This is a genomic window from Pseudomonas sp. LAMO17WK12:I1 (assembly GCF_900177315.1).
GTDB classification, from domain to species: domain Bacteria; phylum Pseudomonadota; class Gammaproteobacteria; order Pseudomonadales; family Pseudomonadaceae; genus Aquipseudomonas; species Aquipseudomonas marginalis.
In genome coordinates, this window is sequence record NZ_FWZV01000002.1 from 400,273 (window position 1) to 418,349 (window position 18,077).

Annotated in this window: 17 protein-coding genes and 1 pseudogene; 15 read left to right on the forward strand and 3 right to left on the reverse strand. The window is 61.8% G+C overall.

Features of this window, described 5'->3' with window-relative positions; genetic code table 11:
* Window positions 1-34: 34 nt before the first annotated feature.
* The 8 genes from B9N88_RS04480 to B9N88_RS04515 all read left to right on the forward strand — a co-directional run bounded on the left by B9N88_RS04480 (window position 35) and on the right by B9N88_RS04515 (window position 10,062).
* Window positions 35-1,645, forward strand: coding sequence for an ABC transporter substrate-binding protein (locus B9N88_RS04480; protein WP_027603507.1), 1,611 nt, complete (start codon window positions 35-37; stop codon window positions 1,643-1,645).
* 20 nt (window positions 1,646-1,665) lie between these two features.
* On the forward strand, window positions 1,666-2,703 hold the full coding sequence (locus B9N88_RS04485) for an ABC transporter permease (protein ID WP_027603508.1): 1,038 nt from the start codon (window positions 1,666-1,668) through the stop codon (window positions 2,701-2,703).
* Between the two features lie 45 nt (window positions 2,704-2,748).
* Complete coding sequence (locus tag B9N88_RS04490) at window positions 2,749-4,359, forward strand: ABC transporter substrate-binding protein (protein ID WP_027603509.1); 1,611 nt, start codon at window positions 2,749-2,751, stop codon at window positions 4,357-4,359.
* 42 nt (window positions 4,360-4,401) lie between these two features.
* Entirely contained in the window at window positions 4,402-5,319 is a 918-nt protein-coding gene (locus B9N88_RS04495; protein WP_027603510.1) for an ABC transporter permease, read from the forward strand.
* 14 nt (window positions 5,320-5,333) lie between these two features.
* Complete coding sequence (locus B9N88_RS04500) at window positions 5,334-6,173, forward strand: ABC transporter ATP-binding protein (protein ID WP_027603511.1); 840 nt, start codon at window positions 5,334-5,336, stop codon at window positions 6,171-6,173.
* An 11-nt stretch (window positions 6,174-6,184) separates the two neighbouring features.
* Window positions 6,185-6,961 (forward strand): ABC transporter ATP-binding protein, encoded by a 777-nt coding sequence (locus B9N88_RS04505; RefSeq protein WP_027603512.1) that lies wholly within the window; start codon window positions 6,185-6,187, stop codon window positions 6,959-6,961.
* A 197-nt stretch (window positions 6,962-7,158) separates the two neighbouring features.
* Entirely contained in the window at window positions 7,159-8,070 is a 912-nt protein-coding gene (kdgD, locus tag B9N88_RS04510; protein ID WP_027603513.1) for a 5-dehydro-4-deoxyglucarate dehydratase, read from the forward strand.
* Between the two features lie 192 nt (window positions 8,071-8,262).
* On the forward strand, window positions 8,263-10,062 hold the full coding sequence (locus B9N88_RS04515) for a glycosyl hydrolase family 28 protein (protein WP_027603514.1): 1,800 nt from the start codon (window positions 8,263-8,265) through the stop codon (window positions 10,060-10,062).
* Window positions 10,063-10,746: 684 nt separating this feature from the next.
* On the opposite strand, the gene ppk2 is transcribed toward B9N88_RS04515, so the two are convergent.
* Entirely contained in the window at window positions 10,747-11,664 is a 918-nt protein-coding gene (ppk2, locus tag B9N88_RS04520) for a polyphosphate kinase 2 (RefSeq protein ID WP_027603515.1), read from the reverse strand.
* A 189-nt stretch (window positions 11,665-11,853) separates the two neighbouring features.
* On the opposite strand from ppk2, the gene pstS reads away from it, so the two are divergent.
* The 6 genes from pstS to B9N88_RS04550 all read left to right on the forward strand — a co-directional run bounded on the left by pstS (window position 11,854) and on the right by B9N88_RS04550 (window position 17,033).
* Window positions 11,854-12,882 carry a phosphate ABC transporter substrate-binding protein PstS gene (gene pstS / locus B9N88_RS04525; protein ID WP_027603516.1) on the forward strand — a complete coding sequence of 343 codons (1,029 nt, stop codon included), beginning with the start codon at window positions 11,854-11,856 and terminating at the stop codon, window positions 12,880-12,882.
* A gap of 74 nt (window positions 12,883-12,956) precedes the next feature.
* Window positions 12,957-13,922: a phosphate ABC transporter permease subunit PstC gene (gene pstC, locus B9N88_RS04530; RefSeq protein WP_027603517.1), complete on the forward strand. Its 966-nt coding sequence runs from the start codon at window positions 12,957-12,959 to the stop codon at window positions 13,920-13,922.
* Window positions 13,922-14,833, forward strand: a complete 912-nt coding sequence (gene pstA / locus B9N88_RS04535; protein ID WP_027603518.1) for a phosphate ABC transporter permease PstA — start codon at window positions 13,922-13,924, stop codon at window positions 14,831-14,833. Before pstC ends, pstA begins: the two co-directional genes overlap by 1 nt.
* Before the next feature lie 76 nt (window positions 14,834-14,909).
* Window positions 14,910-15,671 (forward strand): phosphate ABC transporter ATP-binding protein PstB, encoded by a 762-nt coding sequence (gene pstB, locus B9N88_RS04540; protein WP_010210300.1) that lies wholly within the window; start codon window positions 14,910-14,912, stop codon window positions 15,669-15,671.
* A gap of 55 nt (window positions 15,672-15,726) precedes the next feature.
* Window positions 15,727-16,425, forward strand: a complete 699-nt coding sequence (locus tag B9N88_RS04545; protein ID WP_027603520.1) for a hypothetical protein — start codon at window positions 15,727-15,729, stop codon at window positions 16,423-16,425.
* Between the two features lie 56 nt (window positions 16,426-16,481).
* Complete coding sequence (locus tag B9N88_RS04550) at window positions 16,482-17,033, forward strand: hypothetical protein (RefSeq protein ID WP_027603521.1); 552 nt, start codon at window positions 16,482-16,484, stop codon at window positions 17,031-17,033.
* A 72-nt stretch (window positions 17,034-17,105) separates the two neighbouring features.
* On the opposite strand, the gene B9N88_RS04555 is transcribed toward B9N88_RS04550, so the two are convergent.
* Window positions 17,106-17,357: a hypothetical protein gene (locus B9N88_RS04555; protein ID WP_027603522.1), complete on the reverse strand. Its 252-nt coding sequence runs from the start codon at window positions 17,355-17,357 to the stop codon at window positions 17,106-17,108.
* 169 nt (window positions 17,358-17,526) lie between these two features.
* Here B9N88_RS04555 and B9N88_RS33190 point away from each other — a divergent pair.
* A pseudogene (locus B9N88_RS33190) lies at window positions 17,527-17,685 on the forward strand (C4-dicarboxylate transporter DctA); the annotation flags it as partial.
* 41 nt (window positions 17,686-17,726) lie between these two features.
* Here the strand turns inward: B9N88_RS33190 and B9N88_RS04560 are convergent.
* On the reverse strand, window positions 17,727-18,074 hold the full coding sequence (locus B9N88_RS04560) for a BrnA antitoxin family protein (protein WP_027603523.1): 348 nt from the start codon (window positions 18,072-18,074) through the stop codon (window positions 17,727-17,729).
* Window positions 18,075-18,077: the final 3 nt, after the last annotated feature.

Below are 18,077 nucleotides of genomic sequence, written 5' to 3' on the forward strand. Positions count from 1 at the left end.
AGAGCCCTATAAATATAAAAAAGGCACTCTTGTTATGAGCATTTTCCCTTCGCTGTGGGCGCGGGTGTTCGTCGCCGCGCTGGCTGTCACCGCTGTACCTGCAAGCTTCGCAAAAACCCCGGCCGATCAATTGATCGTCGGCATGAGCATGATAAACCTGCTGTCCCTCGACCCGGCGGCGGCCACCGGCCTGGACGTGTCGGAGATCAACGCCAACCTCTATGACATGTTGCTGGTGCAGGACGTCGCCCAGCCGGATCGCCTGGTACCGGCGCTCGCCGAGCGCTGGCAGGTCAGTGATGACCGCAAGACCCTGACCTTCAACCTGCGCACCGGCGTGAAATTCCAGTCCGGCAATGACCTGAGTGCCGAAGACGTTGCCTGGTCGTTGCAGCGCGTGCTCAAGCTCAACCTCGCACTGGCCTCCACCTGGAAGGCCTACGGCTTTACCGCCGAGAACGTCGAGCGCTACATGCGTGCCACGGATGCCTCGACCTTCCTGATCGAGCTGCCCCGGCCCACCGACCCGCTGCTGGTGCTCAACACCCTGGCGACCTCGCCGAGTGCGTTTGTCCTCGATCGCAAAAAAGTCCTCGAACACCAGAAGAACAACGACATGGGCGCCGCCTGGCTGGTGACTCACGCCGCCGGCAGCGGTGCGTTCGTGCTCAATGACTGGCGCGCCAACGACGTGATCCTGATGAGCCGTTTCGACGGGTACTGGGGCGGCCCGGCCAAGCTCAAGCGCATCGTCATGCGCAACATGACCGAGTCGCAGTCGTTGCGCCTGATGATCGAGCGCGGCGACCTGGACATCGCCAAAGGCATGTCTGCGCCGGATATCGAAGCCCTGCAGAAAAGCGCCAAGGTCCGCACCCAGACCTTGCAGCGCGGCACCCTGTACTACGTCGCCCTGAGTGTGAAGCAACCGATGTTCGCTGATGCGCGTGTGCGCAAGGCCGTGCGTGCGCTGATCGATTACCAGGGCATCAACCAGACCGTCATGCCCCATTACGGCGTGATCAACCAACGGCCGCTGCCCCTGGGCCTGGCCGCGCGCCTGCCGGATCCGGGTTACACGCTCAACGTCAAGCAGGCCAAGGCCTGGCTGGCCGAGGCCGGTTATCCGAACGGTTTCAAGACCACCATCCGCGTGCTCGCCGAACCGCCGTTTATCAACATTGCCTCCAACCTGCAGTCGACCCTGGCCCAGGCCGGTATCGACGCCAGCATCATCACCGGCACGGGCAACCAGATCTATGGCGCAATGCGTGAGCGCAGCTTCGACATCATCGTCGGCCGCGGCGGTGGCGGGGCCGAACGGCATCCGCACTCCAGCCTGCGTACGCTGGTGTACAACCCGGATAACCGCGATGAGGCCAAGCTCACCAACTTCCAGGGCTGGCGCACATCCTTCTACAGCCCTGAGCTGAACCAGCTGATCGAGCGCGCGGAAGTCGAGCCTGACACAGGCAAGCAACTGGCCCAGTACCGCGACATTCAGGAGCAGGTCGACCGGCAGGTCGGAGCCATTTTGCCGGTCTCGCAAATGACCGACACCGTGGTGGTGTACGAAGACGTGGCCGACTTCCAGGGCCATACCGCCGCGACCACGCGCTACAAAGACGTCTACAAGAAGCGCTGACCGATTATCAGGAGCTCACTATGTTTGTTATGACTGCCTCTGTCATGGGCGCTCGCGCGTCCAACACGGCCCGGCGCGCGGGTACGGTGCTGGTGACCTTGCTCGGCCTGCTGGCCCTGACGTTCATCATCGGCCGGGTCATGCCGCTCGACCCCGTGCTGGCGGTAGTCGGGCCGGATGCCGACAGTTCCACCTATGATCAGGTGTACCGGTCGATGGGCCTGGACAAGCCGATCTGGACCCAATTCGGTCTTTACCTCAACGACCTGCTCCACGGTGACTTCGGCAATGCGCTGTTGACCGGCCACCCGGTACTCGACGACATCCTGCGGGTATTCCCCGCGACCATCGAACTGGCCACCCTGGCAATCCTGTTCGGCGTGCTGATCGGTTTGCCGCTGGGCGTCTGTGCCGCCAGCAACCAAGGGCGCCTCGGCGATCACGTGGCGCGGGTGATCACTTTGTTCGGCTACTCCACGCCGATTTTCTGGCTGGGCATGATGGGGCTGCTGGTGTTCTACGCCTGGCTCGGCTGGGCCGGTGGAGCGGGGCGCATCGACCTGGCCTACGACGGCATGGTGCCCGAGGTCACCGGCCTGCTGCTGATCGACTCGACCCTGGCACGTGACTGGGATGCCTTCGCCAGCGCCCTGCGCCACATCGTGTTGCCGGCGCTGATCCTCGGCCTGAACTCGGTGGCGTATATCAGCCGCATGACCCGCAGCTTCATGCTCGAGCAGCTGTCCCAGGAGTACATCATCACCGCGCGGGTCAAGGGCCTGTCCCGTCGCCAGGTGGTGTGGGGGCATGCGTTTCGCAACATCCTCGTGCAGTTGCTGACGGTGGTTGCGCTGGCCTACGGCTCGTTGCTGGAGGGCGCGGTGCTGATCGAAACCGTGTTTGCCTGGCCGGGGTTCGGCCAGTACCTGACCAGCAGCCTGATGCTCGGCGACATGAACGCGGTGATGGGCTGTGTGTTGGTGATCGGCTTGATTTTCGTCGCGCTCAACCTGATCAGCGACGCCTTGTACAAGGTGTTCGACCCCCGTACCCGTTAACGCACTGCGCCGTACCGATAAAACTATAAAAAGAAGGAATTTTGCATGAAGACGGTATTTTCAACACTGCACCTTGGCCTGTTGACGGCGGTACTCGCCCTTGGGCCGATGACAACGGCCAGCGCCAAGACCCCCGCCGATCAATTGATCGTCGGCATGAGCATGGTCAACCTGTTTTCCATCGACCCGGCCAATGCGCCCGGCCTGGATGCCTCCGGCGTCAACGCCAACCTCTACGACACGCTGATCAAGCGCGACCAGGGCAACCCGGGAAAACACCTGCCGCAATTGGCCGAACGCTGGGACATCAGCGAAGACGGCAAGCAGGTGACCTTTCATCTGCGCCAGGATGTGAAATTCCATTCGGGCAACCCGCTGACCGCCGAGGACGTGGCGTGGTCGCTGTACCGGGTGATGAAGCTCAATTTCGGCCTGGCCACCACCTGGAAGGCCTACGGCTACAGCGTCGAGAATATCCAATCGCTGATCCGCGCCACGGACGCCCACACCCTGGTCATCGACCTGCCGCAGACCATGGACCCGCTGCTGCTGGTGGACTCCCTGGCGATCTCGCCGAGCGCCGTGGTGGTGGACCGCAAGACGGCCCTGGCGCATGAGAAAAACGGCGACCTCGGCGCCGGCTGGCTGGTGACGAACGAGGCGGGCAGTGGCCCCTTCGTGCTGACCAAATGGAGCGCCAACGATTCGCTGCTGCTGACCCGTTTCGACGGCTACTGGGGCGGGGCGGCCAAGCTCAAGCGCGTGGTGGTACGGCACATGACCGAATCCCAATCCTTGCGCCTGATGCTCGAGCGCGGCGACCTCGACCTGGCCTACGGCATGGCGGCGCCGGACATTCGCGCCATCGACGGTTCGGACAAGATCCAGGTGCAGTCATTGCCGCGCGGCACCATGTACTACGTGGCGATGAGCATGAAGCAACCCGAGTTTGCCAAGACTCAGGTGCGTGAAGCCGTGCGCAACCTGATCGACTACAAGGGCCTGGATGAACAGGTGATGCCGTATTACGGCAAGCTCAATCAGCAGCCGATGCAGTTGGGGCTGGAAGCGCGCTTGCCGGATCCGGGCTATCACATGGATGTGGCCAAGGCGAAAAAGCTGCTGGCCGAGGCGGGTTACCCCAACGGTTTCAACACCACCATTCGCACGCTGTCGGAGCCGCCGTTCATCGACATCGCCGCGCGCCTGCAGGCGACCCTGGCCGAAGGTGGGATCAAGGCCAGCATCGTCACCGGCACCGGCAACCAGGTCTACGGCGCCATGCGCGCGCGCAATTTCGAGATCATCGTGGCCCGTGGCGCCGAGCGCTATCCCCATCCGTATTTCAGCCTGCGTACCTTCGCCTACAACCCCAACAACAGCGATGACGCCGGCTTGCCGAACTTCCAGGGCTGGCGCGCTTCATTCTTCAATCCGCAGCTCAACAGCCTGATCGACCAGGCGGGCGTGACGCGCGATTCGGCACAGCGGGTCAGCCTGTATCACCAGGCGCAGACGCTCTATGACCAGCAGGTGGGGCCGATCCTGATGATCTCGCAGATGACCGACACCGTGGTCAGCGCTGCCGACGTCAAGGGTTTCAGTGGTGACGATGCCGAGGCCACCCGTTACCTGGGTGTCTACAAGCAGCGTTGAGTGGGGCTGCGGCCCTTCAGAATTCACACAGAGAAGATGCTTATGAATGCCAATCTGTCTTCCATCGACACGGCGGCGAAGCGGCCGGTGGATCGCTCGCCGGGCTCCAGCTTCGATGCCTTCTGCAAGAGCGGCCTGCGGGTGCTGCGTCACCTGTTGCGTAACCCCATGACCCTGGCGGGCCTGCTGGTTGCGCTGCTCTTGGTGGTGGTCGCGGCCTTTGCGCCGTGGATCGCCACCCATGACCCGGTCGCGCAGAACCTCGCCACTGCCTTGCAGGCGCCGGGCTCGGCGCACTGGTTCGGCACCGACGAATACGGCCGCGATATTTTCAGTCGGCTGGTCTATGGCTCGCGGATCACGCTGTACATCATTGCGCTGGTAACCGTGATCGTCGGTCCCATCGGGCTGTTTATCGGCACCGTCTCGGGCTACTTCGGCGGGGCGGTCGACACCGTGTTCATGCGCCTGACCGACATCTTTATTTCCTTCCCCAGCCTGGTCCTGGCGCTGGCCTTTATCGCCGCCCTGGGCCCTGGCCTGGAGCATGCGGTGGTGGCGATTGCCTTGACATCATGGCCACCGATTGCGCGGCTGGCGCGGGCTGAAACCCTGTCCCTGCGCAACGCCGACTTTGTCGTCGCCGTGGAGCTGCAAGGCGCGTCGCCAGCGCGGATTATCCTGCGCCATATCGTGCCGATGTGCCTGTCCTCGGTGATCATCCGCCTGACCATGAACATGGCCGGGATCATCCTCACCGCCGCCGCGTTGGGTTTCCTCGGCCTGGGTGCCCAGGCGCCGCTGCCGGAGTGGGGCGCGATGATTTCCACCGGGCGCCGCTACATGCTCGAGTGCTGGTGGCTGGTGGCGGTTCCCGGGGCGGCGATCATGTTGGTCAGCCTGGCCTTCAACCTGTTGGGCGATGGCCTGCGGGACATCCTTGATCCGCGCAGCGAATAATCGGAGAACACCTTATGTCCGCCATCAAATTGAATGTCGAAGGGCTTAATGTGCGCTTCGTCAGTGGCCAGAAAGAAACCCACGCCGTGCGCGACGTGTCCTTTACCTTGGGGCGGGAGAAACTGGCGATTGTCGGTGAGTCCGGCTCAGGCAAGTCCACCGTCGGTCGCAGCCTGCTCAAGCTGCATCCGCCCAGCGCCAGAATCACCGCCAAGGCCATGGCGTTCGGCGAAGTCGACCTGCTCTCGGCCAGTGAAAAAGCGATGCAGAAGATTCGCGGCCAGCGCATCTCGATGATCATGCAAGACCCCAAGTACTCGCTGAACCCGGTGGTCAAGGTGGGCGACCAGATTGCCGAAGCCTACCTGGCCCACCACAAGGCCAGTCGCAGTGATGCGCGCGAACGGGTCATGCAGATGCTCGAGCAGGTGCATATCCGCGATCCGAAGCGGGTCTACAACCTGTACCCCCACGAGGTGTCCGGCGGTATGGGCCAGCGCATCATGATCGCGATGATGGTGATCACGCGTCCGGAAGTGATCATTGCCGATGAGCCCACGTCGGCGCTGGATGTCTCGGTGCGCCAGCAAGTGCTCAGCGTGCTGGAGGAGCTGGTGGACCAGCAGCAGATGGGGCTGATTTTTGTCAGTCACGACCTCAACCTGGTGCGCAACTACTGTGACCGCGTGCTGGTGATGTACGCCGGGCGCGTCGTCGAATCCCTGGCCGCCTGCGACCTGCAATACGCCGAGCATCCCTACACCCGTGGCCTTCTGGCCGCGCTGCCGAGCATGGATAACCGTCGCGTGCACCTGCCGGTGCTCAAGCGCGATCCACTCTGGCTGACTCAATAAGGAACCTGACCATGCCCATGATCCAAGCGCACGCCTTGAACCTGAGTTTCGGCACCGGCGCTGCCATCAACCAGGTGCTGCACGATGTGAGCCTGAGTGTCGCCGACGGCGAATCGTTCGGCCTGGTGGGGGAGTCCGGTTCGGGCAAGACCACCGTGCTGCGCTGCCTGGCCGGGCAATACCGGCATTGGAGCGGGGAGCTGAGCATCGCCGGCGCGCCGTTGCAGCACAAGATTCCCAAGGAGCATTTTCGCAAAGTGCAGATGGTCTTCCAGGACCCCTACGGCTCCCTGCACCCCAGGCACACCATCGACACCGCCCTGCGCGAACCGCTGATTATCCACGGGGTAGGGGACAAGGACGACCGGATCAACGAGATCCTGCTCAAGGTCGGCCTCAACGACAGCTTCCGCTTTCGCTATCCCCATCAGTTGTCCGGTGGGCAGCGCCAACGGGTGGCGATTGCGCGCGCGTTGATCCTTGAGCCCCGCGTGCTGTTGCTGGATGAACCGACCTCGGCCCTGGATGTGTCGGTCCAGGCCGAGATCCTCAACTTGCTGGCGGACCTGCGCCAGCGCGAGAAACTCACCTATCTGCTGGTCACCCATGACCTGGGGGTGGTCACTCACTTGTGCGACCGGGTGGCGGTGATGCAGCACGGCCGGATCGTCGAATTGCTCGACTGCCAGGCCTTGAGCCAGGACCAGGCCGTGCACGACTACACGCGCATGCTGGTGCAGGCCAGTCGTGACTTCAGCCAGGAGTCTGAGCGACGGCGGGTCGGCTGATTTCTGTAGTCATCGTATGACTATGCTTGATTGGTAATGCGCTGATTACTATGAAATGCGATTAATGTGCTGTTTTTATTGAGTTAAATCTAAGGGTGCGAACTAAGGCACTTAGGACTAGCTAACAATCATTTGTAGTTGTACGATGACGTACCTCTTAAGGTATCCCTTTATTTTTTGATTTGAGGTTTGCGAACATGACGCCACAAGAACTAAAAACAGTCCTGTCTTCCGGCTTGCTCTCGTTCCCGGTTACCGATTTTGACGCGGCCGGTGACTTCCGTGCCGACACCTATGCCCGCCGCCTGGAATGGCTGGCACCCTACGGCGCCAGCGCGTTGTTCGCGGCCGGGGGCACCGGGGAATTCTTCTCCCTGGAAGCCAAGGAATACACGCAGATCATCAAGACTGCCGTGGACACCTGCAGGGGCCAGGTGCCCATCCTCGCCGGGGCAGGGGGCCCGACTCGTCAGGCCATCGCCTACGCCCAGGAGGCCGAGCGCCTCGGTGCCGCCGGTATTCTGCTGATGCCTCACTACCTCACCGAAGCCAGCCAGAAAGGCCTGGTGGCCCACGTTGAGCAGGTGTGCAATTCGGTGGATTTCGGCGTGGTGGTGTACAACCGCAACCTGTGCCGTCTCAATGCCGACAGCCTCGAGCAGCTGGCCGAGCGCTGCCCGAACCTGATCGGTTTCAAGGACGGCATCGGTGAAGTCGAATCCATGGTGTCGATCCGTCGTCGCCTCGGCGATCGCCTGACCTACCTCGGCGGGCTGCCGACCGCCGAAGTCTATGCCGCGGCCTACAAGGCCCTGGGCGTGCCGGTGTATTCCTCGGCGGTGTTCAACTTCATCCCGAAAACCGCGATGGATTTCTACCGTGCCGTGGCCGCCGACGACCACGCCACCGTGGGCCGCTTGATCGATGATTTCTTCCTGCCGTACCTGGCGATCCGCAACCGCTGCGAAGGTTATGGCGTGAGTATCGTCAAGGCCGGTGCACGCCTGGTCGGCCACGACGCCGGCCCGGTGCGCGCGCCGTTGACCGACTTGCTGCCTCAAGAAGTGGAGCAGTTGGACGTGCTGATCAAGGCATTGGGCGCCCAGTAAGCCCCCTGTAGGAGCGAGCTTGCTCGCGAAAAAACCACAGACGACTCGGGCCACCCGGTAACGCTGTGTGTTGGTTGACGCGTTTCGCGGGCAAGCCCGCTCCTGCAACCGCCTTATCAACTACCTCGAAAAAACCGGGCGGCAGATGTAGCGCACCTCGGTGTGAATACCGGCAAAAACAAGGAGAACAACATGCCGTATCAACCCTCGAAAAAAACCTCGGTGCGTTGCGCGCTGGCCCTCGTGGCGCTTGGATGCAGCCCGCTGTCATGGGCGCTGCAAGCCCCGTCAAACCTGCAGGTACCGACGCTGGCCTTTGATGACCGGCAAATCATCCTGGTGTGGGAAAAACCTGCCGAGCATGCCGGCATCAAGGATTACCGGGTCTACGCCAACGGCACGCTGCTGGGCAGCGCCAATGCCAACAATGACCAGGTGTCACCGGCCAAACCCTACATCGACCAGTTTTATCGGCAAGACACCGCCAACTTCCACCATCGCATCGGCATTCATAGCTTCACTGCCCGAGGCTTGAAGCCCGACACTGTGTACCGTTTCACCGTGCGTTCGGTGGACGGCAACGGCAAGGAGTCCGCCGACAGCGCCCCGGTGCTGCAACGCACCACCCCGGTTGCGGCGGTATTTGACGTGAAAAAATACGGCGCCAAAGGCGACGGCAGTCACCTCGATACCCAGGCGATCCAGAACGCCATCGATGCCTGCACCGTCGGTTGCAAAGTCTTGCTGCCTGAAGGCACCTACAAAAGCGGCGCGCTCTACCTCAAGAGCAACATGACCCTGGAGATCGCCGAAGGCGCGACCCTGCTCGGCTCCGAGCGCGCCGAAGATTACCCGCTGGCCGGCTACATCCAGTACCCGTATTCCACCACTGTGCGCCCGGCCTCGCTGATCAACGCGTTGCCCCGTGATCCGCGCCAGCATCAGTCATTCGAAAACATCCGCATCGTCGGCCAGGGCACCCTCGACGGCAATGGCTGGAAGCGCGACGCCGATGTCGTCGACGAACGTGGCCAGGCACTGCCGTTCTACCTGCCCAGTGACAATACCCGCTATGCCCGGGACGGCATCCTCGCCAAGGCGCAGGTGGAACAGGCCGTGGCACGCGGCATGAACGTCAAGGACGCCTACGGGCAGATGCGTTCCTCGCTGATTACCCTGCGCAATGTGAAGAATGTGTTCTACGGCGGCTTCACCGTGGTGAACCCGGCGTTCCACGGCATCATGAACCTGGAGACCGAAAACGTGGTGCTGGCCAACACCACCCACACCACCTACGACGCCAACAACGGCGACGGCATCGAGTTCGCCAACAGCAAGGGCGCGATGGTGTTCAACAACTTCTTCGACACCGGCGATGACTGCGTGAACTTTGCGGCCGGCACCGGTGCCGACGCCGTGCACCAGCCGCCGCAGGAAGACGCGTGGATTTTCAACAACTACTTCCGCAAGGGTCATGGCATGGTGGTCGCCGGCAGCCACACCGGTGCCTGGATCCAGAACATCCTGGCCGAAGACAACGTGTCGGACGGCACCGATGCCGGGTTGCGCATGAAGAGCACCAACTTCATGGGCGGCGGCGCGCGCAACGTCACATTCCGCGACTCGGCGATCCGCAATACCGTCAAGCAGGCGTTCATTTTTACCCTCGACTACAACGACCCGAACGCCAAGCTCGATTATCAGCGCTCAACCATCGCGGGGCAGTTCAAGGACATCCGGGTGAGCGACGTGAGCGTCGAGAATGCCCAGGGAGCGGCGATCGAGGTCAAGGGTGATGCAGCGCACAACGCCTACCATCAGGGCCTGGTGTTCGAGCGCGTGCGCTTTCGCGGCGCGGCCAAGGCGCGTATCGATGGACTGAAAGACTCACGCTTCGACCACGTGGTCTTCAGCCAGACCGGCGCTGCCAACCCATGGCAGGTCAGCGATAGCCAAGGGCTGGTGTTCAAGGAGGTGGAGCCGTCACCGTAAGCGCAAACGTTCTGGCGAATGGACCCTCGTAGTGAGCGGGCTTGCCCCGCGCTGGGCTGCGCAGCAGCCCAAAAACACAGCCCCGGAACTGTCTGGCACACTGCAGCGTTCTTATTGGGGCTGCTACGCAGCCCAGCGCGGGGCAAGCCCGCTCACCACAGGTCCGGTGTTCGCTCTTAACTATCCCTGGGTGATAGCCAAGGGCTGGTGTTCAAGGATGTGGAGCCGTCACCGTAAGCGCAAACGTTATGGCGAATGGACCCTGGTAGTGAGCGGGCTTGCCCCGCGCTGGGCTGCGCAGCAGCCCCAAAACACAGCCCCGGAACTGTCTGGCACACTGCGGCGGTCTTATTGGGGCTGCTACGCAGCCCGGCGCGGGGCAAGCCCGCTCACCACAGGTACGGTGTTCGCGCTTAACTCCCCCTGGGTGATAGCCAAGGGCTGGTGTTCAAGGAGGTGGAGCCGGCACCGTAAGCGCAAACGTTAGGGCGAATGGACCCTCGTAGTGAGCGGGCTTGCCCCGCGCTGGGCTGCGCAGCAGCCCCAAAACACAGCCCCGGAACTGTCTGGCACACTGCGACGTTCTTATTGGGGCTGCTACGCAGCCCAGCGCGGGGCAAGCCCGCTCACCACAGGTATGGTGTTCGCTCTTAACTACCCCTGGGGAATCTATTGCGTCCTGCGTTAATAGACCTGCGGCACGATGATTTCCATCGGCGTCGGATTGCGCGAATAGTCCTCCTGCCTGATCCGCTGCGGCAGCTCGATCACCGGCAGTTCCACTTCTTCATAAGGCATCTGCCCGAGCAGGTGGTGGATGCAGTTGAGGCGGGCTTTCTTTTTGTCGTCGGCCTGCACCACCCACCATGGCGCTTCGGCGATGTGGGTGCGCTCGAGCATGACTTCCTTGGCCTTGGTGTACGCCTCCCAGCGCCGGCGCGACTCCAGGTCCATGGGGCTGAGTTTCCACTGTTTGAGCGGATCGTGAATGCGGCTGAGAAAGCGCAGGTGCTGTTCCTGGTCGGAAATGGAGAACCAGTATTTGATCAACTGGATGCCGGAGCGGGCGAGCATGCGTTCGAACTCCGGCACGGTGCGGAAGAATTCCTCGTACTGGTCTTCGTTGCAAAAGCCCATGACTTGTTCGACGCCGGCGCGGTTGTACCAGCTGCGGTCGAACAGCACGATTTCACCGGCGGCCGGCAGGTGCGAGACATACCGCTGGAAGTACCACTGCGTCTGTTCGCGGTCGTTGGGCGCGGGCAGGGCGGCGACGCGGCAGACCCGCGGGTTGAGGCGCTGGGTAATGCGCTTGATCACACCGCCTTTGCCGGCGGCATCGCGCCCCTCGAACAGGATCACCACCTTGGCGCCGGTCTTGACCACCCAGCTTTGCAGCTTCACCAGTTCACCTTGCAGGCGGAACAGTTCGCTGAAGTAAATCCTGCGCGCGGCCTTCTCGGGGCTTTCCTCGACGTGCTCGTCGAACAGCGCGTTGAGGTCGTGCCCGTCTTCGGATAATTCCAGTTCCAGCTCTTCGTCACTGTGATCCAGCAGCTCTCGGTGGATGCGCTGGATCAAGGCGTCGTCTACTGCAGACATGGGAGGCACTCGCGTCGTGGGGGGAGATGGCAAAGTCTTAGTCGCATTTTGTTACCAACCAATTACATCGAAATGTGTGGCTGGGGCGGAAAGACCGGACGAAATAGCGGTTTGCCACCCAATTTTCATAAAAGCGTAACAAAGCTGCTGCAAAGTTCCGGGAGCCCGTAATCACAAGGATTTCCCTGAATGAAACGTCTGATGAAGTCAGCTGCACTCGCCGTTGCGGTTTCTCTAAGTGCCACCTCGGTATTTGCTGCCGAGAACGTCCGTCTGACAGGTTCTGGCGCCAGTTTCCCAGCGCCGATCTACCTCACCTGGTTCAAGGATTTCAGCAAGAAGACCGAAGGCGTCACGGTTGACTACCAGTCCAAAGGCAGTGGCGCGGGTGTACAGGACTTCCTGAACAAAACCGTGGACTTCGCCGCCAGTGACTCGGCCATGAAGGACGAAGACATCGCCAAGGTCGCCGAAGGCGTGCAGTTGCTGCCGATGACCGCAGGCGAAATCGTCCTGGCGTTCAACCTGCCGGGCAATCCTAAAGAACTTAAGTTGCCACGGGATGTGTACTCCAACATCTTCCTGGGCAAGATCACCAAGTGGAACGATCCGCAGATCGTCGCCGCCAACCCTGGCCTGAAACTGCCGGACATGCCGATCACCGTGGTCGTGCGTGCAGACTCCAGCGGCACCACTGCCGTATTCACCAAGCACTTGGCGGCCATCAACCCGCAGTTCCAGAAGGACTTGGGTGAAGGCAACACCGTCAACTGGCCAGCCAGCGACAAATTCATCAAGTCGCCTAAGAACGATGGTGTGACCGCCACCGTACGCCAGACCCCAGGCGCGATTGGCTACATCGAATACGGTTTCGCCAAGCTGGCCAAGGTTGACTTTGCCCAGCTGCAGAACAAGGCCGGCAAGTACGTGGTACCTAACGCCGAAAGCGGTGCCGAAGCCCTGGCAGCGGTGAAAATGCCGGAAAGCCTGGTGGCCTGGCTGCCGGACCCGGACGGCGCCAAGTCCTACCCGATCACGTCCTACACCTGGATGATCTTCCGCAAGGACAACGGCAACCCGGCCAAGGCCAAGGCCATGCGTGAAATGGTCGAGTACAGCCTGACCGAAGGGCAGAAAATCGCCGATTCGATGGGCTATATCCCGCTGCCGAAGTCGGTGGTCGATCAGGTTCGTAAAGCGTCCGCCAACATCCAGTAACGCTTGTGAGGCCTCTCTCGGCGGGCGCTGTCAGCCCGGCCGGGAGGGTTACCCCCCTGTTCCGGAATCAGCCAATGAACACACCGTTTGTCGTACCGGGTAACCCGGATTCTGCCTGCCAGCCACCTTCTGCGAAGGATTTTCTGGTTGACCGCACCTTCCGTGCGCTTGCACGAATAGGCGTGGTTCTGGTGCTGGCGTTGGTGTTTGCCCTGGTGTTCGAAGTCGGGCGCAAGGCCCTTCCAGGCATGGAAAAGCACGGCTTTGACGTGCTGCTGGGCAGCGTCTGGGATGTCAACCAAGGCAAGTACGGCATTCTGCCGGCCATCTGGGGCACGCTCTACAGTGCCTTTATCGCGTTGCTGATCGCAGGTGTTTTCGGCGTCAGCATGGCGATTTTCCTCACCCAGGATTTTTTGCCGGCGAAGCTGGCGGCGGTGTTTCGTACCATCGTCGAACTGCTCGCGGCCATCCCCAGCGTCGTTTACGGCCTGTGGGGCATTTACGTGGTCATCCCGGCAATTCGGCCGTTGACCGCATGGTTGAACACTGAACTTGGCTGGATCCCCTTTTTCGGCACGTCCCTGAGCGGCCCTGGGTTGCTCCCGGCGGCGCTGGTACTGGCCATCATGATTCTGCCGACCATCGCCGCCGTGTCGCAGGATGCGCTCACCGCCGTGCCGATGAAAACCAAGCAAGCCGCCTACGGCATGGGGACCACCCACTGGGAAGCGATTCTCAAGGTGATGGTGCCGTCCGCCGCCACCGGCATCTTCGGTTCCCTGGTGCTGGGCCTGGGCCGCGCACTCGGTGAAACCATGGCCCTGGCCATGCTGGTGGGCAACGCCAACAACATCTCGCTGTCGTTGTTCGCCCCGGCCAACACCCTGGCGGCCTTGCTGGCGCTGAACTTCCCCGAAGCCGGGCCGAACGAGATCGAAGTATTGATGTACGCCGCACTGGTGCTGATGTTGATCACGCTGATCGTCAACATCTTCGGCTCCATGATCATGATGTACGCCCAACGGGGTAATAAGTGATGACTGACCTCACTGCTGCAACTGACCTGACGTCCCCCGCAGGCGCAATGCCCAGCCTCCAGCGCCGGTTCGAAGGCCGTGCCCTGCGCAGCCTGGTGTTGACCACCCTGGTCTGGGCGGGCGCGCTGCTGGCCAGCGTACCGCTGATTTCCGTGCTCTACATGCTCATCACCCGCGGCGGTGCGCGCCTGAGCCTTGAAGTGTTCACCGAGCTGCCGCCCACCGGTTTCGAGACCGGCGGCGGTTTCGGCAACGCGATGGCCGGTACCTTCGTGATGGTCGGCATTGCCGCTGCCATCGCCGTGCCGGTCGGCATCATGGCGGCAATCTTCCTCGCCGAACTGGGCCCGGACAGCAAGCTGGCGAACGCCGCGCGTTTTGCCGCGAAGATGCTCACCGGCCTGCCTTCCATCCTGGCCGGTGTATTCGCCTACGCCCTGGTGGTGATGACCACCGGCACCTACTCGGCCCCGGCCGGTGGCGTGGCACTGGCGGTGCTGATGCTGCCGATCGTGGTGCTGACGGCTGAAGAGTCGATGCGCATGGTGCCCAAGATCATGAAGGACGCCGCCTACGGCATGGGTTGCACCCGCTCCCAGGTGATCTGGAAAATCGTCCTGCCCACCGGCCTGCCGGCAATCCTCACCGGCGTGATGCTCGCCGTGGCCCGCGCCGCCGGCGAAACCGCGCCGCTGTTGTTTACCGCGCTGTTCAGCAACTACTGGATCTACCACGACGGCAGCCTGGCGGTGATGAACCCGACGGCCTCCCTGGCCGTGCTGATCTACAACTTCTCCGGCATGCCCTTCGACAACCAGCTTGAACTCGCATGGGCGGCGTCGCTGGTACTGGTAATGATCGTGCTGGTCGTGAATATCGTGAGCCGTATCTTCGGCAAGCCAAAGTATTGAAAACGGGAGCATCTGAATCTTGAACGTATCAACTGCGCAAATAGCCGCTCCGTTTGTCACCCAGGCGCCTGTGGTCATGGACTGCAAGCTGGACAAGATCTTCTACGGCAACTTCATGGCCGTGCGTGACAGCCATGTGCCGATCGAAAAGAACAAGATCACCGGCTTCATCGGCCCTTCCGGCTGCGGTAAAAGTACCGTGCTGCGTAGCCTCAACCGCATGAACGACCTGGTCAAGGGCTTCCGTTTCGAGGGCCATGTGCACTTCCTCGGCCAGGACGTCTACGGCAAGGGCGTGGACCCGGTGGTCGTGCGCCGCTACATCGGCATGGTATTCCAGCAGCCGAACCCGTTCTCGATGAGCATCTTCGACAACGTCGCCTTCGGCCTGCGCCTGAACCGCTACAAAGGCGACCTGGGCGACCGCGTCAAGCACGCCCTGCAAGGCGCCGCGCTGTGGGATGAGGTCAAGGACAAGCTCAAGGTCAGCGGCCTGTCGCTGTCCGGTGGCCAGCAGCAACGCCTGTGCATCGCCCGTGCCATCGCCACCGAGCCGGAAGTGCTGTTGCTCGATGAGCCGTGCTCGGCGCTTGACCCGATCGCCACCCGCCGGGTCGAGGAGCTGATGGTCGAGCTGAAGAAGGACTACACCATCGCCCTGGTGACCCACAACATGCAGCAGGCCATCCGCGTGGCCGACACCACGGCGTTTTTCTCGGTGGATATTTCCCAGGGCACGCGCACCGGCTACCTGGTGGAGATGGGCCCGACGGCGCAGATCTTCGAGAACCCGCGTGAACAAATGACCGGGGACTACATCAGCGGCAAGTTCAGCTGATGCCCCTGCGGGAGCTGGGATGCTCCCGTATTTTCAACTGCTTATGGGAATGCCGATGCCTGCAACACGACGCCTTGATTTGCCCGCGATTGAACGCGCACTGCGTGAGGTGCAACAGCGCTTTGCCGAGCTCAGCCGGGACTTTACCGAGCCGCGCGACCCGTTGACCGACGAAGTGCTGCACAACGTGCTTGAAGGCTACGCGCTGATTGACGACTATGTCGCGCGGGGCGTCGACCTGTTCGACCTGCAGCAGCTGGACCTGATGCTGGAGATCAACGCCACCGTGCTCTGTGGCAGCGACCCGGCACGGCGCCTGGAATACGCCCACCACCTGGCGGCGACCGAAGAACACTTCTTCAACAATGTCGAAGGTGGCATCAAGGACTTGTACAACTGGTACTGCGCGTATCGCAGTGAATCAGTCTGGAAGCGCGCCGCCGGGGTGTATGTACGCATCCTCAGCAAGCCGCAGCTGTTCATTGAAGGCAACAACCGCAGCGGTTCGCTGATCGTCAGCTATTTGCTGATGCGTGCAGGCCTGCCGCCGTTCGTGCTGACGCTGGAGAACGCCGAGGGCTACTTCAACCCTTCGTCGGTGATCCGCAACTCAGCCAAACATGGAGTCAAGGCGTTGTACGAATTGCCCAAGATCAAGAAAAAATACGCCGCCTTCCTGGAAGAACAGGCGCCGGATCCGCACAAGTTTTTTCTCAAGGACCCGCGCCCGCCCGTTTTTCAAGGAGGCCATTGATGAGTGGTTCTCCCCTATTCGCCAGGGCAGGGCGGGTCCTCCAGCGCATCCTGCCGATGCAGCAGCGCCCGCGTATCCGTATTTCCTTCGATATCGACGACACCCTGGCCTGCCAGCTGCACCACTGCGACGTCGAGCCGAGCCGGCTGCCGGCCTGCGTGCACCGTTGGCTGGGTGAGCCCTTGCGGATCGGCACGCGTTCCCTGACCCGTGAGCTACGTCGCCAGGGCTGCAGCATCTGGGTCTACACCTCGTCCGGTCGCACGCCGTCGTATATCCGCCGCTGGCTGATGCTCTACGGCATCCGCGTCGACGGCGTGGTCAACAGCGTGCTGCACAACCATGCCCTGACGGCACGCGGGCTGTCGAACGCACCCTCGAAATTCCCCCCGGCCTTCGACATCGACCTGCATGTGGATGACTCCGAAGGCGTGCGCAGTGAAGGCCATGACCACGGTTTTCGCGTGGTAGTGGTGGACCCTCAGGACGAAAACTGGGCGCAGCGGGTGTTGGAGGCCGTAGCGCAGGTCCAGGCTCAGTTGGCCTGGCAGCAGCCGCTCCGGTACAAAAAGACAACACGGCAGCGCGCGGAGGTTTTTTCTTCCTGAGGCGCTGTGAAAACCCAGAAAAGCCACTCGGACGAGTGGTTTTTTTGTCTTGCCGCAGCGCCCCGAGCGGCCTCAGTCGGAGCGCGCAGACTCCATGCCGCGCCGGATCCGCATCAGGTCCTGATACGCCTCGGTGCGCTTGGCATCCGCCACCTGTTTCGCCTCGGTAAAGCGCAGCCAGTCACCGGCATCGGCCAGGCTGCTGCCTATGATGGCGTAGGCCTGTGTTTCCAGGCGGTCGGCCTCGTAGAAGAGTTCGGTGTTTGTGGCCAGCTCTGCTTCCCAGCCGGTTTGTTTCGACGCTTCACGCCTATTCGCTGCCATGGCCTTCACCCCAAGGTCGTCATGTGCGAGCGAAGAGTGCAGGGGCCTGGTCGAGGCCGCCGGGTTCGTAGCTCGCGTAGGAGCGACACAAGCCGTTCTCGTGTCTGATAGGTCCTTCAATGTTGATGGATAAACGTGGGGGTTCGTTCAAATTAGTTCGGGGGCGGGCCGCACGCTCGGCTCGATCTATGTGATACCGGCAGCAGGTCTGGTGCTGGTACTGGGCGTCTACCGGTTTAGCTCCGAAGGCGGTGCACTGATCAATGTGATCGGCAACGGCGTGGCCACCCTGTTCATTGCCCGCTGGGATGGGGCGCTGGACCGTTAGCCACTCAAGCGGGAGTTGGGGTAGGTCGCAGAAAGCCTTGGTCAATCGGCCGGTTTGGCTGTGCCCAGCACGCGATTCAACTCGCCAGCGACAGCGATGAGTTGTTGTTCCAGTGCTTCAACTTCAGAGAGGCTAATGCCATTGTTGATAACTTGCAGGGTTTTAGCCCGCTTCTTTGGGGCGGGCGCCAGATTGTGTGCTTGTTGCGAAATCAACGCCTGACGCAACAGATTGTTGATCACGGTTTGATAGCCCGTACCGGCGCTTTCTGCGCGTTCACGGGCGGCATCGATAACCGCATCGTCAAGCATGATGGTGATGCGGGTCTTGCCCTTGTTGCTGGCGACAGCACCGCGTTTGCTGTGGGTGAAATCGTATTCGTCTTTCATTGT

Coding starts and splice junctions, on each gene's coding strand:
- kdgD (WP_027603513.1), top strand. CDS start 7,159: ATGACGCCACAAGAACTAAAAACAGTCCTGTCTTCCGGCTTGCTCTCG.
- B9N88_RS04550 (WP_027603521.1), top strand. CDS start 16,482: ATGCAGCAGCGCCCGCGTATCCGTATTTCCTTCGATATCGACGACACC.
- B9N88_RS04495 (WP_027603510.1), top strand. CDS start 4,402: ATGAATGCCAATCTGTCTTCCATCGACACGGCGGCGAAGCGGCCGGTG.
- pstB (WP_010210300.1), top strand. CDS start 14,910: ATGGACTGCAAGCTGGACAAGATCTTCTACGGCAACTTCATGGCCGTG.
- B9N88_RS04500 (WP_027603511.1), top strand. CDS start 5,334: ATGTCCGCCATCAAATTGAATGTCGAAGGGCTTAATGTGCGCTTCGTC.
- B9N88_RS04490 (WP_027603509.1), top strand. CDS start 2,749: ATGAAGACGGTATTTTCAACACTGCACCTTGGCCTGTTGACGGCGGTA.
- B9N88_RS04480 (WP_027603507.1), top strand. CDS start 35: ATGAGCATTTTCCCTTCGCTGTGGGCGCGGGTGTTCGTCGCCGCGCTG.
- pstC (WP_027603517.1), top strand. CDS start 12,957: ATGAACACACCGTTTGTCGTACCGGGTAACCCGGATTCTGCCTGCCAG.
- B9N88_RS04485 (WP_027603508.1), top strand. CDS start 1,666: ATGTTTGTTATGACTGCCTCTGTCATGGGCGCTCGCGCGTCCAACACG.
- B9N88_RS04560 (WP_027603523.1), bottom strand. CDS start 18,074: ATGAAAGACGAATACGATTTCACCCACAGCAAACGCGGTGCTGTCGCC.
- B9N88_RS04515 (WP_027603514.1), top strand. CDS start 8,263: ATGCCGTATCAACCCTCGAAAAAAACCTCGGTGCGTTGCGCGCTGGCC.
- B9N88_RS04505 (WP_027603512.1), top strand. CDS start 6,185: ATGCCCATGATCCAAGCGCACGCCTTGAACCTGAGTTTCGGCACCGGC.
- B9N88_RS04545 (WP_027603520.1), top strand. CDS start 15,727: ATGCCTGCAACACGACGCCTTGATTTGCCCGCGATTGAACGCGCACTG.
- ppk2 (WP_027603515.1), bottom strand. CDS start 11,664: ATGTCTGCAGTAGACGACGCCTTGATCCAGCGCATCCACCGAGAGCTG.
- pstS (WP_027603516.1), top strand. CDS start 11,854: ATGAAACGTCTGATGAAGTCAGCTGCACTCGCCGTTGCGGTTTCTCTA.
- B9N88_RS04555 (WP_027603522.1), bottom strand. CDS start 17,357: ATGGCAGCGAATAGGCGTGAAGCGTCGAAACAAACCGGCTGGGAAGCA.
- pstA (WP_027603518.1), top strand. CDS start 13,922: ATGACTGACCTCACTGCTGCAACTGACCTGACGTCCCCCGCAGGCGCA.